This window comes from Bacillus aquiflavi, from assembly GCF_019915265.1.
In the GTDB taxonomy this organism is placed as follows: domain Bacteria; phylum Bacillota; class Bacilli; order Bacillales; family Cytobacillaceae; genus Bacillus_BT; species Bacillus_BT aquiflavi.
Genome location: NZ_CP082780.1, coordinates 869,560 through 894,465, shown reverse-complemented (window position 1 = coordinate 894,465; position 24,906 = coordinate 869,560). Strand labels below are relative to the sequence as shown.

General features: G+C 35.6%; 20 protein-coding genes and 2 pseudogenes. 7 read left to right on the top strand and 15 right to left on the bottom strand.

Features of this window, described 5'->3' with window-relative positions; translation table 11 throughout:
* Positions 1-51: 51 nt before the first annotated feature.
* Positions 52-648, bottom strand: coding sequence for a hypothetical protein (locus tag K6959_RS04520; RefSeq protein WP_223087766.1), 597 nt, complete (start codon positions 646-648; stop codon positions 52-54).
* Complete coding sequence (locus K6959_RS04515) at positions 623-1,153, bottom strand: RNA polymerase sigma factor (RefSeq protein WP_163243369.1); 531 nt, start codon at positions 1,151-1,153, stop codon at positions 623-625. Before K6959_RS04515 ends, K6959_RS04520 begins: the two co-directional genes overlap by 26 nt.
* A gap of 794 nt (positions 1,154-1,947) precedes the next feature.
* Here K6959_RS04515 and K6959_RS04510 point away from each other — a divergent pair.
* Together K6959_RS04510 and K6959_RS04505 are read left to right on the top strand one after the other, a co-directional pair.
* Positions 1,948-6,228 carry a S8 family peptidase gene (locus K6959_RS04510; protein WP_223088310.1) on the top strand — a complete coding sequence of 1,427 codons (4,281 nt, stop codon included), beginning with the start codon at positions 1,948-1,950 and terminating at the stop codon, positions 6,226-6,228.
* Between the two features lie 445 nt (positions 6,229-6,673).
* Complete coding sequence (locus tag K6959_RS04505) at positions 6,674-8,533, top strand: LTA synthase family protein (protein ID WP_223087764.1); 1,860 nt, start codon at positions 6,674-6,676, stop codon at positions 8,531-8,533.
* Between the two features lie 86 nt (positions 8,534-8,619).
* Here K6959_RS04505 and K6959_RS04500 read toward each other — a convergent pair whose 3' ends face one another.
* From K6959_RS04500 to murQ, 6 genes are all read right to left on the bottom strand, one after another.
* A complete protein-coding gene (locus K6959_RS04500; RefSeq protein ID WP_223088308.1) occupies positions 8,620-9,000 on the bottom strand; it encodes a DUF1259 domain-containing protein in 381 nt (126 codons plus the stop codon).
* A 593-nt stretch (positions 9,001-9,593) separates the two neighbouring features.
* Positions 9,594-10,451 (bottom strand): MurR/RpiR family transcriptional regulator, encoded by an 858-nt coding sequence (locus K6959_RS04495; RefSeq protein WP_394373022.1) that lies wholly within the window; start codon positions 10,449-10,451, stop codon positions 9,594-9,596.
* 131 nt (positions 10,452-10,582) lie between these two features.
* The gene (locus K6959_RS04490) at positions 10,583-11,647 is read right to left on the bottom strand and encodes a DUF871 domain-containing protein (protein ID WP_163243374.1); all 1,065 of its coding nucleotides are present in this window, start codon (positions 11,645-11,647) and stop codon (positions 10,583-10,585) included.
* Between the two features lie 195 nt (positions 11,648-11,842).
* Complete coding sequence (gene ltrA, locus K6959_RS04485; RefSeq protein ID WP_163238799.1) at positions 11,843-13,141, bottom strand: group II intron reverse transcriptase/maturase; 1,299 nt, start codon at positions 13,139-13,141, stop codon at positions 11,843-11,845.
* 560 nt (positions 13,142-13,701) lie between these two features.
* Complete coding sequence (locus K6959_RS04480; RefSeq protein WP_163243543.1) at positions 13,702-15,075, bottom strand: PTS transporter subunit EIIC; 1,374 nt, start codon at positions 15,073-15,075, stop codon at positions 13,702-13,704.
* A gap of 20 nt (positions 15,076-15,095) precedes the next feature.
* Positions 15,096-15,983 (bottom strand): N-acetylmuramic acid 6-phosphate etherase, encoded by an 888-nt coding sequence (murQ, locus tag K6959_RS04475; RefSeq protein ID WP_163243542.1) that lies wholly within the window; start codon positions 15,981-15,983, stop codon positions 15,096-15,098.
* A gap of 332 nt (positions 15,984-16,315) precedes the next feature.
* On the opposite strand from murQ, the gene K6959_RS04470 reads away from it, so the two are divergent.
* The 3 genes from K6959_RS04470 (at position 16,316) to K6959_RS04460 (ending at position 17,139) form a co-directional block, all read left to right on the top strand.
* Complete coding sequence (locus tag K6959_RS04470; RefSeq protein WP_163243544.1) at positions 16,316-16,498, top strand: cold-shock protein; 183 nt, start codon at positions 16,316-16,318, stop codon at positions 16,496-16,498.
* Positions 16,499-16,656: 158 nt separating this feature from the next.
* A complete protein-coding gene (locus K6959_RS04465; RefSeq protein ID WP_163243541.1) occupies positions 16,657-16,815 on the top strand; it encodes a hypothetical protein in 159 nt (52 codons plus the stop codon).
* 105 nt (positions 16,816-16,920) lie between these two features.
* Entirely contained in the window at positions 16,921-17,139 is a 219-nt protein-coding gene (locus K6959_RS04460; RefSeq protein ID WP_163243540.1) for a hypothetical protein, read from the top strand.
* Positions 17,140-17,275: 136 nt separating this feature from the next.
* Here the strand turns inward: K6959_RS04460 and K6959_RS04455 are convergent.
* From K6959_RS04455 to K6959_RS04425, 7 genes and pseudogenes are all read right to left on the bottom strand, one after another.
* Positions 17,276-18,050: pseudogene (locus tag K6959_RS04455) on the bottom strand (N-acetylmuramoyl-L-alanine amidase).
* 91 nt (positions 18,051-18,141) lie between these two features.
* A pseudogene (locus tag K6959_RS04450) lies at positions 18,142-18,682 on the bottom strand (N-acetylmuramoyl-L-alanine amidase family protein); the annotation flags it as partial.
* A 234-nt stretch (positions 18,683-18,916) separates the two neighbouring features.
* Positions 18,917-19,390, bottom strand: a complete 474-nt coding sequence (locus K6959_RS04445) for a phage holin family protein (protein ID WP_262421893.1) — start codon at positions 19,388-19,390, stop codon at positions 18,917-18,919.
* Between the two features lie 835 nt (positions 19,391-20,225).
* Positions 20,226-20,669, bottom strand: a complete 444-nt coding sequence (locus K6959_RS04440) for an ArpU family phage packaging/lysis transcriptional regulator (protein ID WP_163243568.1) — start codon at positions 20,667-20,669, stop codon at positions 20,226-20,228.
* Between the two features lie 21 nt (positions 20,670-20,690).
* Positions 20,691-21,602 carry a DnaD domain-containing protein gene (locus tag K6959_RS04435; protein ID WP_163243567.1) on the bottom strand — a complete coding sequence of 304 codons (912 nt, stop codon included), beginning with the start codon at positions 21,600-21,602 and terminating at the stop codon, positions 20,691-20,693.
* A 759-nt stretch (positions 21,603-22,361) separates the two neighbouring features.
* Complete coding sequence (locus K6959_RS04430; protein WP_246234548.1) at positions 22,362-23,132, bottom strand: antA/AntB antirepressor family protein; 771 nt, start codon at positions 23,130-23,132, stop codon at positions 22,362-22,364.
* Positions 23,133-23,169: 37 nt separating this feature from the next.
* Positions 23,170-23,367: a helix-turn-helix transcriptional regulator gene (locus tag K6959_RS04425; RefSeq protein ID WP_316252521.1), complete on the bottom strand. Its 198-nt coding sequence runs from the start codon at positions 23,365-23,367 to the stop codon at positions 23,170-23,172.
* Positions 23,368-23,530: 163 nt separating this feature from the next.
* Between K6959_RS04425 and K6959_RS04420 the strand changes: the two genes are divergently transcribed.
* Complete coding sequence (locus tag K6959_RS04420; protein ID WP_163240490.1) at positions 23,531-23,878, top strand: helix-turn-helix domain-containing protein; 348 nt, start codon at positions 23,531-23,533, stop codon at positions 23,876-23,878.
* A gap of 156 nt (positions 23,879-24,034) precedes the next feature.
* Positions 24,035-24,562 carry an ImmA/IrrE family metallo-endopeptidase gene (locus K6959_RS04415; RefSeq protein ID WP_163240492.1) on the top strand — a complete coding sequence of 176 codons (528 nt, stop codon included), beginning with the start codon at positions 24,035-24,037 and terminating at the stop codon, positions 24,560-24,562.
* Positions 24,563-24,906: the final 344 nt, after the last annotated feature.

The following is a 24,906-nucleotide window of genomic DNA, read 5'->3' as shown; positions in this document are numbered from 1 at the left end:
TCGTACTTACTTCATAAAAGAAGAATGAAAATATTAATTAAACTAATTTTATTAAGTCATTTCTTCTAAAATAGCCTGTAAATATTTTACATGATCCTTGGAAACTTCGTAATTGAAGTCACTGTTTGTTTCTTTTAAATAAACTTTTTTTTCCTCTGTCCAGACGTCCATTACTAATGATTTATCGTTTTTAAGTGTAATAAGAATTTTATATATCGGCTTTGAATTTGGGGCTTTTTTAATTTCAACGCAATGATTTAAAATATTTGATAATTCTTCCTCCCATGTATGATCATTTTTAATTTCTACAACATGCGGCTGAAGAAATAAATCTTCTTCATCCACATTCATATGTTCTAGTGAAACCGCTTTAAAACTGACAATATCACTTGAGTTGATCTCAAGTAATTGAATCGCCTCACTCTGTCGATTATTAATAATTATGTTCTTCCCGTTAAATACCACCACCGCTAACATGAAACATGCTGCGAAAGCAAGCAAGCTCCAGATCACTTGCTTCCTATTTTTCCTTCGTTTTACATTAGAAGAAGATAACACTTTCCTTAATGTTTCTTCCTTTTGTACATGAGAACGGGGAATGTCATTTAATTGTTTAAATAACTCATCCATTTCTGAAAATTTCTTCATGAAAGGCACTCCTTTTCTTCATTTCGCGTTTTAGTGCTTGAATTGCCCTTGATGTAGTTACTTTTACTTTATTTTCATTCCAACCGAGTATTTCCGATGTTTCCTTTATAGAAAAACCTTTAATTTTCCTTAAAATAAGTACCTCTTGATAACTTAATTTTAATTGTTGAATACTTTTATATAAAAAGACTATTTTTTCGCCTTTCATTACGATTTCAGTAGGTGTAGGATCATCTGAGATGAATTGATATTTTTCAATTGGAGAAAATTTGAACTTTGCATTTTTACGAAAATAATCAATAGTTACATTTCGTGAAATTTTTACTATCCAAGTAAGCATTTTTGCTTCACCATTAAATTTATTTAAATGTTTATATACCCTAATAAAAGTCTCTTGTGTTAAATCCTCCGCAATCTCTTTTTGCTTTACAAGGAGGAAAATATAACTGTATACTTTATCACTGTACTCTTCATATATCCCCCTAAACACTTCCTCGTAATTCATGAATAGATCGATCCCCCTCTGTTAATAGTTAGACGAATAAAATAAAAAAAAGATACACTAATGGGCGATTTTCATCCAACATCATTACTACTCTAATAAACTTTGTAAAATTACTCGACAAAACTCGAGTCATATTATGACTAAATGTAAATAAAATTTACACTATTGTAAAATCATCTCTTTTATCGTCTATTCCGAAACTATACTTTATACCTTAAAAGACGTTACAATCAGTATGATTAAAGTATTATTTTTCAAAAAAAGATGATCCTCTATCTAAAGATATGTAACTTTATGTAAGATTATAAAATTCATTAAAATATTACATCTTTTAACCTATTTTTATGATAAATTTATGAAATTTAATGTGTTCAAATTAATAATAAATCATTTAACATTACTAATGACCTAATTAAATCAATTAGTTAAATCAGCCTATATTTATTTACTGAATATGAGCAAATGGGAATTTTTGTTCATTTTTTAAATTGCTTTTATTATTTTAACTTTTAATTCAACATTTTTTATGATTAGGAGCATTTTTCTATATCTATTTAACTAGTATTCTCTTTCAAAAAACAGCCCATTTTTATTATTTTGGGAATATTCAAATACTTACTCCTACTATTCGACACAGCGAAACGATATAATCGGCTATTGTTTATATTGAAACGTATAAGGAGGTGACATTCGGTCCATTAAAGCGGTTTGTCTTCTGATTTACGGAAATTATTGAAGGAGGGAATGGTTTGAAAAAAAGAAAAATTGATCGTTTTCGTTGGTTATATCTATTTATGGTTATGTTGCTAATGCTTCCATTGATGTTGCCAAACGTCGCTAATGCTGGAACAAAAGGAAAAATTAATACTTCTATTAAAGAGTCGCCGGCAAAAGAAAAAAAAACTGGAAAGCTTTTAAAACAGTTTGAAGAAAAAGATCAAGTCACATTTTTAATTAAATTTAAAGAACAAGTCAATACAACAGAAGTTGCAAAACAAGCAGAAAAAGCTACCGCTGCCCAAAATATAACATCAGCGAAAGCTAAATCAATCAAACGTTCTTCAATTGTTTCATCATTGCGAGCAGTTAGCATTGAAACACAAGAAAACACATTAAAATATCTTAAAAAACAAGAAAAGGCTGGGAAAGCAAAAGATATTGAATCGTTTTTTATCGTCAATGCAATTGCTGTTACAGCAACAAAAGATGTGATGGAACAAATCGCTTCTTTCCCAGAAGTTGATAAAGTTCTTCCGAATGAAACACGACAGCTTTATCAGCCTGAGGTGAAACAAAACTTAGCAGTCGAGCCAAAAGCAAAGACAAACTCGATCGAATGGAATGTTGATCGTGTTGGTGCCCCAGCTGTATGGGAAATGGGCATTGATGGATCAGGAACAGTTGTTGCCTCTATTGATACTGGTGTTCAATGGGATCATCCTGCATTAAAAGAAAAATATCGCGGGTATAATCCGGCAAACCCTGATCAACCAAACCATGATTATAATTGGTTTGATGCAACTGCAGGACGAACTACTCCATATGATGATCATGGTCATGGTACACATGTAACAGGAACGATGGTTGGTGGGGAAGCGAACGGATCGAATAAAATTGGGGTTGCTCCAGGAGCAAAGTGGATAGCTGTAAAAGCATTTACATCTTCCGGAGGAACTGACCGCGATCTATTAGCAGCGGGGGAATGGATTTTAGCCCCTAAAGATCAAAACGGCAATCCAAACCCTGAGATGGCTCCTGATGTCGTAAATAACTCATGGGGGGGCGGACCAGGACTGGACGAATGGTATCGACCGATGGTGCAAACATGGCGTGATGCTGAAATCTTTCCTGAGTTTTCGGCAGGAAATACAAATTTCTCTAATCCAGGAGGACCAGGATCCATTGCAACCCCTGCAAACTATCCCGAATCATTTGCAACAGGTGCAACAGATATTAATAACAAGCTAGCCGGCTTTTCACTTCAAGGACCGTCACCATATAATGAAATAAAGCCAGAGATTTCTGCACCGGGAGTAAATATTCGTTCATCAACACCAGGAAATGGCTATGAAGGCGGTTGGAATGGAACATCGATGGCTGGACCGCATGTTTCAGCAGTTGTCGCCTTGTTGAAACAAGTGAACGGAAACTTAACCGTTGATCAAATTGAAGAAATCTTAATGTCAACTGCTACTTCATTAACTGATTCAACCTTTCCAGAAAGCCCAAATAACGGATATGGCCACGGATTAGTTAATGCATATGATGCAGTTTCATCAATTATGTCTGGATTAGGAAAAATAAAAGGACAAGTTGGTAAAGACGGAGATGATTCTGATGCACCGACATTTGAACATTCAAGTCCACAAGAAACTTATGTCGGCATAGATTTGCCTTTAACTGTTACTGCGAGTGACAATGTAAGCGTTTCACAAGTCACTCTTGAGTATAAAAAATCTGATGGAAACTTTGCTACTCTTGAAGCGAAACGGATAAGCGGCGATTATAAAAACGGAACTTACCGTGCTGTAATTCCACGCGATGACATTGCCGAACCTTCTGTTACTTATAAATGGAATATATTGGATTTTGGTGGAAATCTTACTGAATCTGAAGAATACAATGTATTAGTAAAACAAGGTATATCGGTTGGTTACTTTACCGACTTTGAATCAAATCCGATCGGTTGGAGTTCGTTCGGTGAAAAAGATACGTGGGAATGGGGAGTTCCAACTTCGGGACCAAAAACCGCTTTTTCAGGTGAAAAGGTGTTTGCGACAAATTTAGCTGGAAACTATGATAACTATGCAAATATGTCATTAGTAATGCCTCCGATTGATCTTCCTGAAGGAAACGCTTTTTTACAATTTAAACATTGGCATGAGCTTGAAAACCGGTGGGATTTTGCTCACGTATTTGTTTCTACAGATATGGAAAATTGGACTCAAGCACTTCGCCTAACAGGAAATTCTAATGAATGGACAGACGGTGAAGTTGATTTAAGTGAATATGCTGGTCAACGTATATACGTTGCCTTCAATGTTACATCGGACGTTAGTGTTCAAAAAGCAGGCTGGTACTTAGATGATGTCCGCTTAACAGATACTTCTAACAACAAAGCATCGATGACTAACAAGAAAGCAAAGTCAGAAAAGACGACTGGAAAAAAAGATACAAAAGCTAAAAAGGAAAAAGTAAATCCAGATAAAATTTTACCGATAAAATCGGACAATAATGAACAAGAAAAAAGCGATAAAGTAGGAGCAGCACCTGCTTTACTCCCAATAAATGCACAAGTAAGTGTTCTTGAAACAGGCCGGTCAACAGTGACTAATCCACAAAATGGAACATATGAGTTAGTCCATTCTGCAGGTGATTTTACTGTTCAAGCTGAAGCGTATGGGTTCCGTTCTCAAGCACAGCGAGTTACCGTTAACGCAGACGGTGAGACAACAGCCAACTTTATCCTTGAAGAAATTCCAAAAGGAACAATGAATGGAGTTGTAACAAACGAATTAACTGGAGAACCTATTTCAGGCGCAACACTTATTTTAGTGGAAGATGCAGCTATTCAGCCGGTCGAAACAAATGAAAATGGTGAGTTTTCTATCACTGCCTATGAAGGAGATTACACAATTAAAGTGCTGGCAGCATCTTTCTATAATCAAGAGATGAATGTTACGATAACTGGAAATGAAACGATTAATCAAAATATCCAATTAAAACCTTTTATTGGATACCCAGGTGAGATTGGTTACGATGATGGATCAGCAGAAAATGCCCGTGCATTTTACGATGCAGGTAACGGCTGGGCTGTAAAAATGTCATTAGCTCCTGGTAATGAAAAAGCACTTGTGACTGGAGGCTTATTCCGCTTCTGGGATCAAACTTGGCCAACTCCGGGAGGAAACGAGTTCCAAGTTGCGGTCTATGATGCATCTGGATCAGATGGAGCACCTGGCAAAAAACTTGCTGGACCATTTGAGGCAACAGCTCTTCGTGATGGTACTTGGACACATGTTGATTTAAGCGGACATGGGATTATGGTTGATGGATATGGTGATTTCTATTTAGTTTATATTCAAACTAAACAACATCCAAATGCGCCTGGTTTAGCGACAGACGAGAATGGAGAACATAAAGATCGAAGCTGGCAATTAGTAAGTGGTGCATGGTCTAAATCTCCAAAAAGTGAAGGAAATTATATGATCCGCGCAGTCGTCAACTACGAAGTAACAGCACCGGTTATTACTTCACCTTCACAAAATATGTTTACAAATGAAGAAAAAATCGTTATCAAAGGAACTTCTTCACCAGCTGTAACAGTTAATATTTTCAATAATGGTGACGAAGTAACAGCTGTTGAAGCAGATGAAAAAGGAGAATTTTCGGCTGAAGTTACGTTGACTGAAGGAAAAAATGAGTTGACGGCAAAAGCTTCAACTGAAAATGGATCTACTGATAGCTCAGCTCCAATAACAGTGATTTACGATAAAACTAAGCCAGAATTAACAATTGATTCACCTACAAATGGTTCAAAGACGAATAAAGAAGTGATTACTGTTGAGGGAATTGTCGCAGATGAAAACCTTGATTCAGTCGTTGTAAACGATAAAAAAGCTTCAATATCCGATGGAAAATATAAAGCTCGCATCATTTTAGACGAAGGTGAAAACACTATTACTGTTATTGCTAAAGATAAAGCTGGTAACGAAACAAGTAACTCGATTAAAATTGATGTAAAGTATACAGCACCAACAATTAATCATTTAACTCCAACAGAAGATAAGTATCTTGATTCTGGAGATTCTATTAAAATTGAATTTGATAGTGAACCAGGATTAAAGGCAACATTTACAATTAAAATGCCGTTAACAAATACAGGTGCCATGTTATCAAATGCAAACGAGTTGCCAATCATGGAGACATCTCCAGGACATTACGTCGGCTATTATACCGCAACGAAAAATGTTAAAGCACCCGGAGCAGAAGTTGAAGTAATCGTAACAGATGACTATGGCAATGAAGTAAGACAAATCGCGGAAGGAAAATTATATATAAACAGTAAGAAATAAAGGATTAATATTAGGGCTGAACTCGTTTCAGCCCTAATATTGTAGACAAAATCAATATTTTGAGTCGATTTCTTATGACTAGTTGAAAAAGCTTGTCAGCCACGGCTGAAGAAAATAGAACAGGTGTTCACAAGTCCGTTTGTCAACAACTAGGGACTTGAACTCGTTTCAGCCCTTTACATAAATTAATAGGAATTCCACATTTAATAACTAATCCTCCATTTAGCATTCATCATTATTGGCTCATATGGTATTTTTAAACTAACTTCATTGCAGTCGTTTTTTTAAAAAAAATTAAGGAATCTTGGACTATTTTATGAAAAATGACATAACTTTTATAGTTAAATAGAGTGTAAATTAGTCTATCTAGATTGAAATTTGTTCACAAATAATGATCAATTTGATACAATACAAATTTGAACTTATCTTTTGCAAGGGGGATTTTATGAGTATACTGAAAAAGTTCAAGTTAAATCTCGTTGTTTTTGCGACTATTCTTTTATGGTTTAAAACATACCTCGTTTATAAAATAAACTTTTCGATAAATACCGAAAATATAATGCAAGAAGTGATCCTATTTTTAAACCCATTAAGTTTTATTATGTTAGTTTTAGGGATCGGTATTTTTTTAAAAGGAAAAAAAAGTAATATTTATATTTTGGTTTCATCTTTTTTAATCTCATTTGTATTATATGCAAATGCTGTATATTACAGAGAATTTAATGATTTCATTACAATTCCGCTATTAATGCAAACTAATAATTTAGGTGATTTAGGCAATAGTATCATAGCCCTCGTTTCATGGTTTGATTTCTTTTATTTTATCGACTTAGGGCTTATTTTACTAATGATTAAAAAGCAAGCTTTTCTTTCAAATAAACTATTTTCTAAAATAGAAAAAAAAGCATTTTATTTTATCACATTAGGACTTATGTTTTTAAATATTGGCTTAGCTGAAACCCAACGCCCTGAACTGCTTACAAGAACATTCGATCGCGAAATACTTGTAAAGAACATCGGAACTTACCATTTTCATATTTACGATGCCGTTCTACATACGAAAACTAAAGCACAGCGAGCAATGGCAGACGGAAATGAACTCGTTGATATTGAGAATTTCACAAATGCCCATTTCAAAGAACCAAATGGAGAGCTATTTGGAATTGCGAAAGGAAAAAATATTATTTTAATTTCACTCGAATCACTCCAGAATTTTGTCATCGGAGAAACGGTGAACGGTGAAGAAATCACACCATTTTTAAATCAATTTATTAAGGAAAGTTTCTATTTTGATCATTTTTACCATCAAACTGGACAAGGTAAAACATCTGATTCTGAGTTTCTATTAGACAACTCTTTATACCCGCTTGGCCGTGGTGCAGTATTTTTTACTCATGGCAGCAACGAATATGATACATTGACAAAAAAGTTAAAAGAAAATGGTTACTTTACCTCTGTATTACATGCTAATAATAAAAGCTTCTGGAACCGAGACGTCGTTTATCAATCATTCGGTTATGACCGATTTTACTCTCTTACTGATTTTGAAGTTTCACCAGAGATTTCAGTTAATTGGGGAATGAAAGATATCCAGTTTTTTGAACAGTCTATCCATCATTTAAAAGAGATGCCGAAGCCTCTTTACGCAAAATTTATTACATTAACAAATCATTTTCCGTTTACGTTAGATGAGGAAGACCGTTATATCGATGAATACGATTCTCAAAGCGGTACATTAAATCGTTACTTCCCAACAGTTCGTTATATGGATGAGGCTGTTAAACTTTTTATCGAAGACTTAAAAAATGAAGGATTATATGAAGAGTCTATTATTGTCATGTATGGCGATCATTATGGAATTTCTGAAAATCATAACAAGGCAATGGGGCAATTTTTAAATAAAGAAATAACACCATTTGATACTGTACAGCTTCAACGAGTCCCGTTAATTATCCATATTCCAGGTCAAGAAGGCAGAACGATTTCATCTATTTCTGGCCAAATTGATCTTAAACCAACAATACTACACTTAATGGGGATTAACACGAAAGGAGATATTCAGTTCGGGACAGATTTGTTTGCAAACGACCGAGATAACCTTGTGATCTTACGTGATGGCAGCTTTATTACAAATGACTTTGTGTTTACAAAGGAGACATGCTATGACAAATTGACGGGAGAAGTAATTAGTCCGAGTTCATGTGAACCGTACACACAACAAGTGAAACAGGAACTAGAATATTCTGATAAAGTAATTTACGGTGATTTATTAAGATTTTTTGATAAAACCCAATCCCAATCATAGTGTAATCAAAGGGAGCTGGAGGAAGGCTCCCTTTGATTTTATTCTTTATTAAAAAAGTGGTGTATGGTTTTCGCATTCAACTGCCTTTATTCGTATTCAAAATCATGATGTGATCTATCTAATACTTTAAATGCTTCAGCAACATTTTTAGCAAAAGTAAGTGGACTTTGACTTGTTGATTGAAAGTGTAAATACATTGCCCGTGGTTCTTCAAATAACCAATGATTATGAAATGCAGTAACTTTGATTTTTCTTTTTCTAAGTTCTGATATAAGTGGATTTACCTCTTCCTGCAAAAGAACTGTCTCCCCTAAGTTAAGAACTTTTCCGTGGCGAATCTCAAAAGAAAATAATTGGGGCAATACTAATGGGGAATTAGTTGGCACTCCTTCAATTCTGAACGGTATTTGGCGCAGCTTTTGGACAAAACATACTCCATCTTCAAAGCTCCCGCTTCCACCTAAAATTCTTGCAAATTCTCTACATAAATTTTTCTTCTTTTCCCAACTCTTTTTTCCACCTCCTTATCCTTCTCTTACTAACATACGTAAAATGAAAGAAAGAGATTGGACAAGTAACAAGAGACTATGGCACATTTTAAAAATTAGTGTTAACAAGCACAAATGATGGAGCAAATTCTATTTACAAGCTTTCAACATTATACATGGCATGACTAAATCTATTAAATATATAAAACTTTACAAACAAGAATGTTCTATATAGATACTTAATTTTATAGTTGATAAACTTTGCCTATCCAAAAACGATGTATATTTATCTTCGTAGGAACAACTCTCTTTATAAAAAAAGCGATAAATCAATATTGTTATCTTAGACCGTAACTATGCCTAATCCCGCTTTTTCTCTCGAAGAATAAAAAAAGATAAGCACCGCACGTGCTTATCCGAGATTGGAGACAAAGTTCATATTTGAATTTTAATTCATTCAGACTGGTTGAAAACGCTTGTCAGCCAAGGCGCCAAGCAACGAGGCGATATGAATAGAACAATAAGTTCATAAGCTTCATTTGGCAACAGTCTGAAATAAGCACGATAAATGCTTATCCCTTTTTTCTATTTGGCTTTCCTAATCCTTTTCTTAGAGAATGAATCACTTCCCTTGTTTCATCAAGGCGCATAATCGTTTCGTCATATGCTTGAGCGACAACACACATGAATAGAATATCGATAACATGAAGCTGAGCCATCCTTGAAGAGGTTGCACCGCTTCTATGTGTAGCTTCTCTCGTAGCCGAAGTATATAATCGGATATCAGCCCGTTCTGTCACTAAAGAAGTCCCATATCTTGTTAAACTAATTGTTGTAATCCCTTTTTCGTTCGCTAATTCTAATATTTTTGCTACTTCGATTGTTTCTCCTGAAAATGAAATCCCCACAACGACATCATCTTTATGTGCATTTGCAATTAAAGTAGCAACGAGGTGAACATCAGAAAATGCTGTCGCCGTTTTATCTATCCTTAAAAATTTTTGTTGTGCATCTAAAGCAATAATCCCAGATGCTCCAACACCAAAAAAGTGAATCGTTTTAGCTTTTTTTACAGCATTGACAGCCTTTGATAATTCTTCTGATCGTAAAATTTCAGCCGTCTCCTTAATTGTTTGGATCGTATTATTTGTCATCTTTTGAATCAGTGATAAATGAGATTCTTCAGGCTCAATATCACGGAAACCGACATCATCATTTTTTTTTAAATCACCAGCAATTCTAAGTTTTAATTCTTGAAAGCCTTTTAAGTTCAATGATTTACATAATCTAATTACTGCAGCACCGCTTGTTAAACTTCGCTTGCCCAATTCACTAGCTGTTAATGAAACTGCCTCTTCAGGATGATCCAGTATGTATGAGGCAATTTTTTTCTCAGAAGGAGGAAGATTGGGAAGCATTTCGGAAAGCATGACTAATCCTCCGGTAACGGACATGGGCAGATCTACCCCTTTATTCTTAATGTTTTGTAGTTAATATTATTCTCTAATTAGCTTTTTTCTTTGTCAACTATATACCACATGGAATTTTACGAAAAATATTTTTATACCCATTCAATTTGAAATTGTTTTCCTCCTTTAATAAAAGGAATAAGCGGGATGTCTTCTTCAACAATTTGCCCAATAACATTCACCTTTTTATCAGCCTGTAATGAACGTTTTGTAATTTGAAGCTCTCCTTTGTAGCGCCCGTAATTTTCGTTATCTACAGTAATTGCTCCTAAAGGTCGTTCAACAGTATGAAAAGGGGATAAATCACGAGTACCTATTTGAGCATAATTTCTAGACTCAACTGATCTAATACAATCCCTTGCTAAATCTAATCGATTGGTGTGAATGGCAGAAACGAACTGAAGGAGATCAATATTTTCTGTATAAGGTTTTGCTCGTAAAATAATCATTCCTTCGTTAAATGCAGAAAATTGTTTTAATGCAAAATCGCTTATTGTTTTATCGCCTACTAGCACCTTATCGACCAACATATCCTTTAATTGCAAATATGCAGAAAATGGTGACATATTTCGATGATCTTCTAACGTCGGTAAACGGCTAAATAAAGGACCGCGTAATTGTTCATCTCCTGGAATAAACGCCATTACTGAAATCCCTTTCATGTTTAACCAATTATTTTTTTCATGAAATTCTTCACGATCAAGGCCTGTTTCTGGACGTGGATAAAAATTATGCCACCCTTCAACAGACGATAACGATAAACCGGCATTTACCAACTTTTCCAAGCTCAAATGATTAATCGTACTAGCATTTAATGCAATTTTCATAAATGTTGAAAGCTCTACAATTTCTTCAGCATTGATCCCATAGTCAATTCTTAGCCCAGTTAATCCCCATTGACAAAGCTCGTTAGCAGTCTTTACAGTTAACCCTAGTTTTTTTAGCGACGTTTTTGAAATATCAGCAACAAGTTCCATATTAATCGATTTAGCCAATTCTCCTAAGTCGATTAATCTTTTTCTATAATAGGAATGGTCATCCTCAGGTATATGTAATGATGTAAAAATAGACTGAAATCCATGTTTTCTTACTTTACGAATGTACGATTCTATTTGATGAATCGGCTGTTCAGCTAAATAAACAGATATGCCTCGCATTCATTATTCACCCCTAAAAGTAGAGTAGAAAACAGGAATTAGATACTGCCTTCTTTGTCCTCGGGGTTCAGGGTGTTCCACCTTACTAAGCCAGACAAGAGGGCAATTCCTTTTCCTGCTCCCCCTCATCAAACCGTACGTGAAGTTTTCCCTCATACGGCTTTCCGACGTTCTTCTTCCTTTGGCTTTACGGATTTAATTCGCTAATTTCACCAATATGAATTGGACTTTATTTACTGTATCTTGAAGATAGGCATGTTTATGTCGTTTATTTCTTTTCTTGTTATGAAAAAGATTTAAACGTTGTAACACATACCAGTCAATGCGATTCAACCACCTCTTGGACATTGGAGAAAGTTGGTAGTAATTCTTGAATCCTTGTAACCTTCGGTTCAGTCCCTTCACCAATTCTTTTATGTCCATAAATAGTTTATGTCGTGGTTCCGTAAAATCCTTGATTTTCTTTCGCATCTTCTTCATAGCCTTCTTACTCGGGACATGGTTCATGATTAAGAATGTTCGACCACCCTTTTTACGAATGGGGAATTTTCGATGATGGAATCCCAGAAAATCAAATCCGTCACTGTCATCCCAGATGTTGACGAGTCTTGATTTCTCCTTATGTAGTGAGAGGTCAAGTTTTCCCATAATTGCTTGGATGACTCGTATACCTTCTAGCGCTTGCTGTTTTGTCCTGCACAAAATGACAAAGTCATCCGCATAACGAATAAGAGAACCTAGATGGCTGAATTTCTTTTCCCAGAGGGAATCCATCACATCTAAATATATGTTCGAAAGTAATGGTGAAATCACACCGCCTTGAGGGGCCCCCAAGACAGAATTCCTCACTTTTCCTTCTTCCATGATTCCTGCTTGTAGCCATTTGCGAATCAATTTCAGCACTTTGCGGTCACTAATTCGCTGTTCTACAAGTTTCATCAATTTATCATGGTTGATGTTATCAAAATAACCTTGGATATCGACGTCTAATACCCAATAGCTTTTCTTGCTCTCTTTCCTGATTTTCGCTATGGCTTGATGCGCATTCCTTTTGGGACGGAAACCATAAGAACAATCTTTAAAGTCAGCTTCAAAGATAGGTTCTATGACTAGCTTGGTTGCCATTTGTACAACCCTGTCCTTGATGGTTGGGATTCCTAATGGACGTTTCTTTCCATCATCTTTAGGGATGTAAGTACGTAAAACTGGTTGTGGATGATATCGATTTTCCTTCAGTTCAAGATAAATCTCATTAAGAAATCTATCCTCCCCATAGATCTCAATATTTTCCATAGTCTGAGAATCTACTCCACTACTCCCTCGATTTCTTCTTACTCTTTGCCATGCTTCCCACAAGATATCAGGTCGATAAATCTTATCATATAAGGCATGAAACCGGCGTGTCTTGCTTTCCTTGGCACAAAGGTATAATGTTTTCCAGAGTTCTTGAGCTTTTGCATAATTGGTGTAGTTAGCCATTTTCTTGGCATTCACTGACTCTTACCTCCTTGAATATATGAACGAAGCAGGGTATTGGCTTTTGCCGTCCTTCCCTAGACAACGTTGTGTTGGCATTGTCATCATTGGTACTATGACCCCCTCCGACTCCCTCTCAGTCCATCCACCACTTCGCTTCATGCTTATAGGTTTCTGTGTTACTTCTTTAGAAGTGACCGAGGAGGGTATCCCCAGTTCCGTTAACTACTTTCCTAACATGTCGTTCCCCTTACCCCGAGGGATTCTTCAGTGCTGAATTCCAAGTTCCTCACACCTTCCATGGTTTTCGCCCATGTTCACCAGGCTCAACTTCCCTTTGTCCTCAACGAGGGTTGTAATTGACGAGGCGGCAGGATTCACTTCATGTTACGACCTGCTAGGTTGCTCGCACTCACGAATGAATTACTTTGTCACAGGGCTTCAACCTTAGGATTTCTCTACCAGTTGCCTGTCAGCTACTGAGCGTCTTGGCACTTACTCAGGTTGGACTTTCACCAACTAGCAATTAACGGCCTGCTGGGCGCGCTAAACGATAAAAAGGGAGGCTTGCTCCCTTTTTAAATATTTTTTGCCATTTCTTCTTTAAAACCAAATAAAAACGTAAAAAGAAAACCAAAACTATAAGAAATAATGAGTCCAAATAAATATAATAAATATTTATTATCAGCAATTAACGGGATAAGGGATAGTCCTGAAACACCAATTCCTTCTGAGGCGGTTTTCATTACAGCCTGAAAAGCACCGCCAACAGCTGCACCCATACAAGCAGTTATAAACGGCCTGCCAAGTGGCAGCGTAACCCCATATAATAGCGGTTCACCGATCCCAAGAAAACCAACAGGCAAACCACCTTTTATATTATTACGTAATCGCTTGTTTTTTGTTTTCACGAAAATAGCAATTGCCGCTCCGACTTGCCCTGCACCCGCCATAGCGAGGATCGGCAATAACGGCGTATTATCAATTGTATTAATAAGTTCCATATGGATCGGCGTTAACCCATGGTGTAATCCGACCATTACGAGCGGCAGGAAAAAGCCTGCTAAGACCGCACCTGCAATAGCACCGCCTATATCTAATATAAAGTTAATTCCATTCGTAATTCCATCCGATAAAATACCTGCAACAGGCTGAACAGCATAAAGAGTCAATACTCCGACAATTAATACAGTAATCAATGGAGTAATAATAATATCTACAGAACTAGGAACAATTTTTCGAACACGCTTTTCAATAAATGTCATTAACCATGCGGCAAAAATAACACCAAACAATCCTCCTCTTCCAGGTGTTAATTGTTCACCGTAAATAGAAATTCCCTCTAAGGCAGGACTGAAAATGAACGTAGCGGCAATTGCCCCTAACACAGGTGTTCCCCCAAACTCCTTAGCTGTATTCCAACCAACTAATAGCCATAAAAATGTAAAAATCCCACTACCCATAAAGAGAAGTAATTGCATTAAAGTATTTTCTTCGCTGACACCGGCATTTTTTGCAAAGTTTGCTGCACCGTTTATAAGACCTGAAGCAACTAACCCAGGAATTAATGGAATAAAGATGTTACCAATTCTTCTTAAAAAATTTTTGAAAGGAGTATTATTTTTCTGATTAATTTCCGCTTTCTTCATACTAGCCTGTTCATTTAATGACTCTTCATGATCCGCCTTTTCTTCCCCAATATTTAAGCTAGTAAGTTTACTTAATTCCTCCGTCACTTTGTTTACCGTTCCAGGTCCGACAACGATTTGCAAAGTTTCATCTTCGATTACACCCATTACGCCTTCAATATTTTTAAGCTGCTTAACATCTACATTTCCGCTCTTTATTAAGTCGAGTCGTACACGAGTCATACAATGCGAAAGGCGCTTAATATTATCCTTTCCACCAACATATAATAATATCTCTTGGGCAATACGCTGTTCTTTTTTCATAAGACTATCCCCCTCTTATGCTAGTAAATTGCTTTTCTGACAAATCCATTTGCTTTGTTTAGCCTTTCTCTCGCTTCTTCATAAGAACAATTTAGTAAAATCATGACAATAGCTGCTTTGACATTGTTATTAGCTTTTAAGTAAAATATTTCTGCAGTTTCATAGTCAACACCAGTTGCCTCAATAATAATTCGCTTTGAACGTTCAATTAATTTCATATTTGTTGCTTGTACATCAACCATTAAATTTTCATATACTTTACCGATGCCAATCATTGCAGCAGTCGAAATCATATTTAAAATAAGCTTTTGCGCGGTTCCCGCTTTTAAGCGTGTTGATCCAGTTAATACTTCAGGTCCAGTCTCAACCTCAATTTTAATATTAGAAATTTTACCAATTTCCGAATTTTTATTACAACTAATACTAATTGTGTTTGCTCCTTGCTTATTTGCGTACTGTAAAGCTCCAATTACATATGGCGTTCGTCCACTGGCAGCAATACCGATAACCGTATCATTTTCCGTTAAAGAAAGTGCTTTCACATCCAGCATCCCAAGCTCGTTATCGTCTTCTGCACCTTCCACTGCTTTGATAATTGCTTTTGATCCGCCAGCAATAAAGGCCTGAATCATTTCAGGCGGACTTCCAAAAGTAGGTGTACATTCAACTGCATCTAATATTCCTAACCTGCCACTCGTTCCTGCCCCTACATAAATTAATCTTCCTTCATTTTCAAATGATTTAATGACAGTTTCCACCGCATTTTCAATTGCAGCAAGTTCTTCTTCAATTGCTAAAGGAACAGTTTTATCTTCTTGATTCATAACGGTTAAAATCTCTTTCGTTGTCATCATATCTAAGTTTTTTGTACGACTATTTCGTTTTTCCGTTGTTAGTTTTTCAAACATGTTAATCATCCTTATAAAAATTTTTCTTATTAAGGTCGTGTCTCAATATTTCATCGCAACACCTCCGAGATATAAGGGAATACCATATAACAATTAAATGATAACGCTTACATGAATATTCCCGTACTTTTATTATAAGCAAAAGAATTTAAGTTTCAACAAAATTCACACTTTGTTAAAATAATATTTCATTCTTGTCCTTTTATTGTTATAAAGTAGAGATCATTATCCCAGGTATTCATCATGATAAGTCACCATATATTTATGAAGAGTTTAATTATTTTGTAAAATGAGCTATAATAGTAATAGTACCTAAAAGGGAGGTCCTTATCATCGGTAATTATAGAGGTCCAAAAGAACCGATTCCTGAAGTAGAAACAGCTGTTTGGTCCTGTACAAATGAAGAGTGTAAAGGCTGGATGAGAGAAGCATATACTTTTGAAGAAAATCCATTATGCCCTTTATGCAAATCTGCAATGGAAAAAGAGATACGGATTTTACCTGTCATTAAATAATGACTTAACAGATATTAAATAACAAAATGTATAGATCATATCTCATCGGAAAAGCGTTCAAATCGGTAAACTCGATTGAACGCTTTTTCATTTTTTATAAGTAAAAATTTAAAAACAGGGAAAAATAAAGTTAAGCTAATTGGAAGGAGAAATACAAAATGTCAAAAAAGAAACAAATACAAGAAAACACTCCAACGATTGCACCTGGGATGAATGACGATGAGGAGTTAAATGAAAAGGCGAGTAAACAAGAAATTAAGCAAAATAATTATACAAGCGTTACGACACTTTCATACGATGAAGTGGATGAAAGCTAGTGGATTTGTTCACTCCGCTTATGCCTATTTTTCGGTAAGGATAAGCTCATAATAGGCTGTAAATCATAAAGTATACTGATATTAAAAAAAGAGTAGGTGAAAGGTATGCCTTATGGAAATATGTTAGAAACAAGACAGTATGGAGGAGGCTACTCCGGTTATCCTTACGGGACTTGGCATCATGGTCATCATTACGGTCATCATCATGGTCACCATCACCACCATTACCCGCATAGCCCTTGGCATTGGCACCATGGTGGTCATCAATATCAACAGCAGCATTGGGGACCATGGCAACAGCATAGCTACCAAGGATATTATTGATCATAAGCTAGGCAACAAAAGAGATGTTAGGTTATTTACCTGCATCTCTTTCATCGTGTATACACACTTTGATCTTTTTTACTAAATGCATTTATAATAAGCCCTTCCCAATTGATTTAGGAAGGGCAAAAATGAATTACTCAACAACGATATAAACGTTAAATCCAGCTGCTCTTGCTTTTTCTGCTAAAGCTTCAGCATTGCTTTTCTCAGAAAATGCACCAATTTGAACCTTGTATAAACCGTTATCTAAAATGACAATAGCATCAAATCCTTTTAGTTTTGCTTCAGCTGCTAATGCATCAGCATTTGATTTTTGCGAGAATGCACCGATTTGAACTTTATAAAGTGTCGTGCCGCCTCCGCCACTTTTACGTGTTAAGCCAAACGCACGTGCAATACCTAGAGCATGTCCACGAGCGATGCGGCTAATAAAAGTGCTGTCCTTTAATTTAGATGCATCTGTTGCATTGTCGATAAACCCATTTTCCGTTAATACAGCAGGCATTCTTGATTCACGAAGCATATGGAAGTTTGCTTTGCTTCATGCCGCGATCTCTAAAATCAACTTGCTTCAGCACTTCTTCATGAATTGCTCGTTGATAAGTTGTCGTTGGTGCCCCAACATTTGGATACACATAATCTTCATATCCTGTTCCTCCACCCGCATTAATGTGGACAGATAATAAAAAGTCAGCGCCCCAAGCGTTTGCTGCATCTGTACGTTGTTTTAGCGATAAAGTTTGATCGCCTGTACGACTCATGTTTACATAAACATTATTATATTCATTTACTAAAATATCACGAATTTTTGTAGAAATTTGTAAAGTTAAATTCTTTTCTTGTAATCCATTTCCAACTGCACCTGGATCTGTACCGCCATGACCTGGATCAATAAATATTTTTACCATTCATATCACCTCATAAGTTATTTTAATTTATTTTTATTCATTTTTACGACTATTTGCTTGTACCTTTAACTTCTAAAAACGATCACTTTTATTTACGTGTTAAACCAAATGCACGTGCGATACCTAGAGCATGTCCACGAGCGATGCGGCTAATAAAAGTGCTGTCCTTTAATTTAGATGCATCTGTTGCATTGTCGATAAACCCATTTTCTGTTAATACAGCAGGCATTCTTGATTCACGAAGCATATGGAAGTTTGCTTGCTTCATGCCGCGATCTCTAAAATCAACTTGCTTCAGCACTTCTTCATGAATTGCTCGTTGATAAGTTGTCGTTGGTGCCCCAACATTTGGATACACATAATCTTCATATCCTGTTCCTCCACCCGCATTAATGTGGACAGATAATAAAAAGTCAGCGCCCCAAGCGTTTGCTGCATCTGTACGTTGTTTTAGCGATAAAGTTTGATCGCCTGTACGACTCATGTTTACATAAACATTATTATATTCATTTACTAAAATATCACGAATTTTTTGTAGAAATTTGTAAAGTTAAGTTCTTTTCTTGTAATCCATTTCCAACTGCACCTGGATCATTACCGCCGTGACCTGGATCAATAAATATTTTTACCATTCATATCACCTCATAATTGTTTAGATTTTTCACTTGCACCATAGCCTTCTACATTTTACTGCAACATTTAAACTAAATCCGCCACTTACATAAAATCACCTCCTTAGAACTACAATCAAGCACTTATTCAGTCTTATCGATCTAGCAAAACAATGACCTAAACTACTAATAGTGCCTGTTCAAAAGGACTAAGTAATTAAAGATTCAGATATTTTTGAACAATCCCTATTATATTTACTTTAAATCTTCTTTTCTTTTTTCAGCCCGACGCATCTTATTTTCAATCTCTGCTTTTACCCATTCAGTTAATTTTGTTAAAAACCAATCAGGAACCCATTGTCCCCATCCAGCCCGGATTGCATTTGCCGTCATAGATTGAATTAAATGATAAATAATCCCGAATGATAATAGCCCAAACATGACTCCCGGCGATCCAACAATCATATCTAACAAATGGCCTCCAGCAGGAAGTAATAAAATAAAGAAGGTTCGAAAAATACCATCAATTCCATACTTGCTTAAATACGTATCATCTTTTTTCGATGCTCTCGTGCCAGATATCCAATCCATCACAACAAAGAATAATAAGGCAGCCATTGTATAAATAACTACATCCCCTTCGCCATATAAAAACTCAAAAATGGGAATTAACAAAGCACCAGTAATAGAAGCAATTGTTTTTTCAACCGACATTAAAAAGCGTTCCAACTATATTTCACCCTCCCAACTTTTTGTGTACTAGCGGCGATAAAATGCAACTTACTTATTTTTCTGTTCGAGTTGATCCTCAGCGCTATGAAAGACCTTTTATTTTTTGACTTAGAACTTTTTAAAACCGAACTTCATAAAAGGTTCTCTGTCACTCTACAATTACATCATCTATTTTCCTTTTACACATAAATAAGCTGATCTCGATATAAGATCAGCTCTCTTTAACGGTCGTCTTGATTAGTGGTGGACAATATCAGATTAACACGATCAGTTCATTATGCTCGTCCCCTTTTCTGCCAACACACTGTCCTTTCTCTGTCATTCTACAATTACATCATCTATTTTCCTTTTACACATAAATAAGCTGATCTCGATATAAGATCAGCTCTCTTTAACGGTCGTCTTGATTAGTGGTGGACAATATCAGATTAACACGATCAGTTCATTATGCTCGTCCTCTTTTCTGCCAACACACTGTCCTTTCTCTGTCACTTTACAATTACATCATCTATTTTCCTTTTAACATAAATAAGCTGATCTCGATATAAGATCAGCTCTCTTTAACGGTCGTCTTGATTAGTGGTGGACAATATCATATTAACACGATCAGTTCATTATGCTCGTCCCCTTTTCTGCCAACACACTGTCCTTTCTCTGTCACTTTACAATTACATCATCTATTTTCCTTTTACACATAAATAAGCTGATCTCGATATAAGATCAGCTCTCTTTAACGGTCGTCTTGATTAGTGGTGGACAATATCAGATTAACACGATCAGTTCATTATGCTCGTCCCCTTTTCTGCCAACACACTGTCCTTTCTCTGTCATTCTAAATAGAATTTGTATAGACTTCTATGTTTAAAGCAAGTGCAAGTTTAAAAAACGCTCTACTTTTAAGGCGATAATACTTACGCTCGCTCATTCCTAATTCATTGTAAATTTCGTAATCATACACTTCTTCAAGCTGCATATAACGCTGAATAATAATGGCTCGTTCCCAATAACTTAAACGATTAACAGCCTTGCTAATACGTGCTAAATACTCGCTCCGTTGTTTTTCTTGATCAACATTTTTAATCGCCGTACTTTCAGTGGAAGAATAAAATTCATTAGACTGTACAGGAGGAACTAACGAAAAAGTTTGTGTAATTTTTGGTTGACTTTCTTCATTTTGTGTAAGCAATAAAATTCGATATTTTTCCAATGCGGAAGAAACTGCTTTTTTAGTCGCGGTACGGTCTACAGCTGTTAAATTAATATTTAAAGTTTCCATCTTTTTACCTCCGTTTTTTCACTATTTCTGATATTTTTTTAGCATTGTAGCAAGTTTTCGCTTCTGCTCTTCAAATTCGTTATCACTAACATCTTGCTCTTGAGCTTGTTCAGTTTGTTCTTGAATAAACCATTTAGGAAGCTGTTCACGCCGTAATGGGGTTGCTCTTTTCCGTATTTGAGTTTTGTTTTTATATGCTTTTTGTGTCGTCTTAACTTGTTGTACTGTTTTTATATTTTTACTAGTCCAATCCTTTAAAATAGCTTCAACGTAATTCCATTTCATCTTTCCTTGTTCGACCGCTATTTTCATAGCTTCCAAAACTAATTCTTCTGTCAGATCGTCACACCAATTGCTTATTTTTTCCGATAAGTAGCGCCCAATCATGCCGAAGCCATTTTCTTCAAAGAAAGCAAACGGATTTTCTTGCTTACGAGCATCTGCCTTATCAACTTTCGTTATCTCAGCTGGATTCTCTGTTGTTTTCTCTGGTATTGGTCTGTTCACTTTGAGCATGTTATTAGTCCGCTTTGAACAGACAACCTGCTCATTTTGATCATGCGAATGTTCATTTTGTTCAGACGATTGTTCATTTTGAACAGAACATTTGTTCACTCCCTCTAACATGTCATAATTGATTGAATACCATTTAGTTTTATCGATTGAAGATTTATTAAAGTTTCCCGTTTCTAAAAAACCTCGTTTCTCTAATTTAGAAAATGCCCTCCTAATTGTGCTAATAGACCAGAAAGGGAATTGTTTTTGCCACCCTTCATACGTGTTGTAGACCCAATGACGATTTTCATAGAAGTGTGAACTTGATTTTATCCAATAATGCAGCTGCTGAAGAACGATTGCTTCATTTAAACCAATTTTTTTAGCAAGAATTGGGAGTACGATTATTGGTTTATCATCGAGTAAAAGTTTACTCATCTTCAATCCCCCTCGTATAGTAGTAGTAAGAGCTCTTTCTAGAAGAATTTCCATTTGATCCGGATCCTCTACAATTCACTCTAGATTCCTATAGGTTTTTTTAAAGGTTAGCCTCTCGGCTTTCCCATCAATAAATGTTTTTGTTTTACCCTTGTTTCACCCCTCTGGTGGGGAAGCCGAGGTAAAGTCAAACTATCAATAATAGATTTACATATTGTTGTTATTTCGCAGGGGGATAGTTCCCTACTGCTTCTTTGAAATACCTTTTAACTGAATATCGTGAAATGGCGGAGAATGGAGGATGCTCCAGCGTTTTACCCCGTCATTTTTTTATAGCGTTTTAGACCTGCTCATGGGACAATGGAACCCGACAGGATCGTATCAGGATATTGCTTTTCCCCCTTGCGGACATCTCGCGATGTACTGCTTAATAAGCCTGCTACCCATGGTTCATTATTGAAGGTCTAACCACTGGTTGCGCCGCCGTAAAAGAAGTGAGTGTAGCGCTCATGATGGACTTCTTTTCTTTGAGTGCTGATGACGAGGAAGACATCGATGATTCCCGTGGGCACCCAGGTCTGAACGTTCTTGATTAACTTACCTACTGGAGGTGATTGGTAAAAAAACTGAAAATAGTGTGAGGTTTATTTGTTATACTCTTTTTTAAGCACTTTTCAATGAAATCCAATATTAATTTCCAATCCACCGACTTTTAGTGCTTGACATATTACCACTGGGCTTTAATGTCTGAATAGTCGTCTAATGCTCTAGTTTTTTATACCTCAATTTTGTATTTGCCGAATTTAACATTTTATCCGCCACCCTAATCGCATCTTCAAGCCGATTAACTAAGGAAAGGTACTGTGGCATAGATAATTGCTTCAGACGATGTTTCAGTTTGTAGTTTTCGACACGCCGTTGTAAATTTGTTCTAAATGCTGTATTAAACGCGTTTCTAAAATCTTTCCATCCTTGTGGAAAAGACACACCATTTTGCACTGCATATTTTTGAATCATTTTGTTTAACCTCTGTTGTAAATCGCCGATCGTATCGATTTTATCGATATGATCAACCCTATGTTGTAAAGTCATTTGTTTTTCTAGGAGCACCTTATTTTGCTGTTCCAGAAGGCTTTGACGTTCTTTTACTTCCTTTACAGATTTCGCTTGCATAATGATAAGATCTTCAATTGACATCGGTGTTAACTTTTTCTCAAAATCAATAAAATATTGTCTTATTTTCATCCCCATTTCATTTCTTTGAATCATTGCTACATGTTTTGCTGTATCGAGAGTTAAAATATATTGTTGAGATGATTTCCCATCATTTATTTCATTTGTTTTACTCAAAAACGAGTAAAAGTCTCTCCCTTCAATAAATCCAATACTTATGATATTCCGGTGAAACCAATCGTTATAATGTGTTGAAGTAAAAAGCATCTCGTGTAATTCCTGTGCATTCACGACTCGTTCGCCTGTTTCAGTTTCATAAATTGCCAGAAAATCATTGACAATCATTTTTAAATTCATTAGCCACCCCCCTAACATCATCTTGTTTACTTGGAGTTTACCCATTATTTAAAAAAATATGATCGGGATTTGTTTTAAACACTTTTGCAATTTTTTCTGCTAAATCGTAATTTAACCGGCGCCTGCCATTTTCGAGCATCCAATAGTATTGCTTTGAAATACCTACACAATTAGCTACTTGTTGGCAAGTGAGTCCCTCGTTCGTACGAAATTTTTTTAATTTTTGTAAAATCAACTTATTACCTCCCTTCTAGTTAACTTGTTGTTAATTCTATTATAATTAACTATTTGTTAACTTTCAACTTTTTTTAATAAAAAAGTTTCCATTTTGTTAACAAACCTTTAAGTTATCTACTTGTTAACTTATAATTGTTGTATATAGAAACGAGGTGGGTTAAATGTTAGGTGAGCGCTTAAAAGAACTAAGATTGGAAAGAAAATTAACCCAAGAACAATTAGGCAAAGGGATCAACGTAACAAAAGTATCAATTTCCGGATATGAAAATGGAAACCGGACACCTGATACAGAAACCCTTCAAAAAATAGCGGATTATTTTAATGTTAGTACAGATTATTTACTTGGTAGATCTGACAATCGCAGCCGAGTGAACAGCGACGAAGAATTTAAAAACATCATTAATGACCCCGAACTTGAACGTTGGTTTAAAGAATTGCCTAAATCAGATGAAGATGATTTACGGAAATTGAAAAAAATGTGGGAAATTATTAAAAATGAAGAGAACTAATCTAATCGAAAGCAGGATAAATGACGGACAAATATTAACTATTCATAGGAATAAATAATCATTTTAGTCACTTATTTGAAACCCTATCTTTTAATTGATAGGGATTTATTTTACAATATAATAGAACATACGTTCTTTATTATGTGAGGTGACTATATGAAATATGTTTTTACCCCTCTTGAAGACTTTGTAAGAGATTTATATTTTTCAATGTCTATCAGTTCACCAGAGCAAATAAGTATGACAGAAATAGCCGAAAACCTGAACATCAAAATACATTATTATGATGAGGAAAGTGAAGCCAATAATATTGGCGGTATATACAGAATATTTTTAAACGAACAACTAACAAAACAACAGCAATGGCAGGATTTTGCTCATGAACTATGCCACATCTTATTTCATACAGGTTATCAACTGCGGATGCCGCATTACTTTAGAACGTATCAAGAATGGAAAGCAAGCAACTTCGCCTACCAATTCTGTGTCCCTACATTTATGCTAGAAAAGATAAAGCTTCCTAAAAGAAAAAATGAAGGAATTGAAGTCATTGCCCAAACTTTTAACGTTGAATTTGATTTCGCAAAAACGAGATTAGAACGTTGGATTCGTCAACAGGAGGCATTTATTTTTCATCAAAAAATAGCTGAACAAAAAGAAGCATATATGTGTAGACATCAGTAAAATATGCTATTTTAACTTTACTAAAGGAATGCTCGTAAGCGTAAAGAATTCTTTTATAGAAAAATAATCTTTAATGAGGAAAGCCATTTAACAAATGAAATCGATTGAAGGAAGCAAAATATATTTAAGACCTTATGAAACGGAAAGGATAAAGAATTATTATATAAAGCTGTATTTGATAAGGAAACTAATTCGTTTACTGGAAATACTAGACCATTTACAAAAAAAGAAATCAATAAAAAAGATCACTAGCGTTGCATAAAAGTCGTTTGAACATTCTGTAATTATATTCTTCTGGAAAAGGACCAAAAAGGTAAAGCCTTGAATAAAGGTGGTACTGTCCA

Bases quoted from the DNA above. Each gene is read 5' to 3' on its own strand.
- K6959_RS04510 (WP_223088310.1), top strand. From the start codon at position 1,948: ATGGTTATGTTGCTAATGCTTCCATTGATGTTGCCAAACGTCGCTAAT.
- K6959_RS04505 (WP_223087764.1), top strand. From the start codon at position 6,674: ATGAGTATACTGAAAAAGTTCAAGTTAAATCTCGTTGTTTTTGCGACT.
- K6959_RS04490 (WP_163243374.1), bottom strand. From the start codon at position 11,647: ATGCGAGGCATATCTGTTTATTTAGCTGAACAGCCGATTCATCAAATA.
- K6959_RS04465 (WP_163243541.1), top strand. From the start codon at position 16,657: ATGTCAAAAAAGAAACAAATACAAGAAAACACTCCAACGATTGCACCT.
- K6959_RS04440 (WP_163243568.1), bottom strand. From the start codon at position 20,669: ATGGAAACTTTAAATATTAATTTAACAGCTGTAGACCGTACCGCGACT.
- K6959_RS04435 (WP_163243567.1), bottom strand. From the start codon at position 21,602: ATGAGTAAACTTTTACTCGATGATAAACCAATAATCGTACTCCCAATT.
- K6959_RS04420 (WP_163240490.1), top strand. From the start codon at position 23,531: ATGTTAGGTGAGCGCTTAAAAGAACTAAGATTGGAAAGAAAATTAACC.
- K6959_RS04495 (WP_394373022.1), bottom strand. From the start codon at position 10,451: ATGCTTTCCGAAATGCTTCCCAATCTTCCTCCTTCTGAGAAAAAAATT.
- K6959_RS04430 (WP_246234548.1), bottom strand. From the start codon at position 23,132: ATGAATTTAAAAATGATTGTCAATGATTTTCTGGCAATTTATGAAACT.
- murQ (WP_163243542.1), bottom strand. From the start codon at position 15,983: ATGTTTGAAAAACTAACAACGGAAAAACGAAATAGTCGTACAAAAAAC.
- K6959_RS04515 (WP_163243369.1), bottom strand. From the start codon at position 1,153: ATGAATTACGAGGAAGTGTTTAGGGGGATATATGAAGAGTACAGTGAT.
- K6959_RS04520 (WP_223087766.1), bottom strand. From the start codon at position 648: ATGAAGAAATTTTCAGAAATGGATGAGTTATTTAAACAATTAAATGAC.
- K6959_RS04460 (WP_163243540.1), top strand. From the start codon at position 16,921: ATGCCTTATGGAAATATGTTAGAAACAAGACAGTATGGAGGAGGCTAC.
- K6959_RS04480 (WP_163243543.1), bottom strand. From the start codon at position 15,075: ATGAAAAAAGAACAGCGTATTGCCCAAGAGATATTATTATATGTTGGT.
- K6959_RS04415 (WP_163240492.1), top strand. From the start codon at position 24,035: ATGAAATATGTTTTTACCCCTCTTGAAGACTTTGTAAGAGATTTATAT.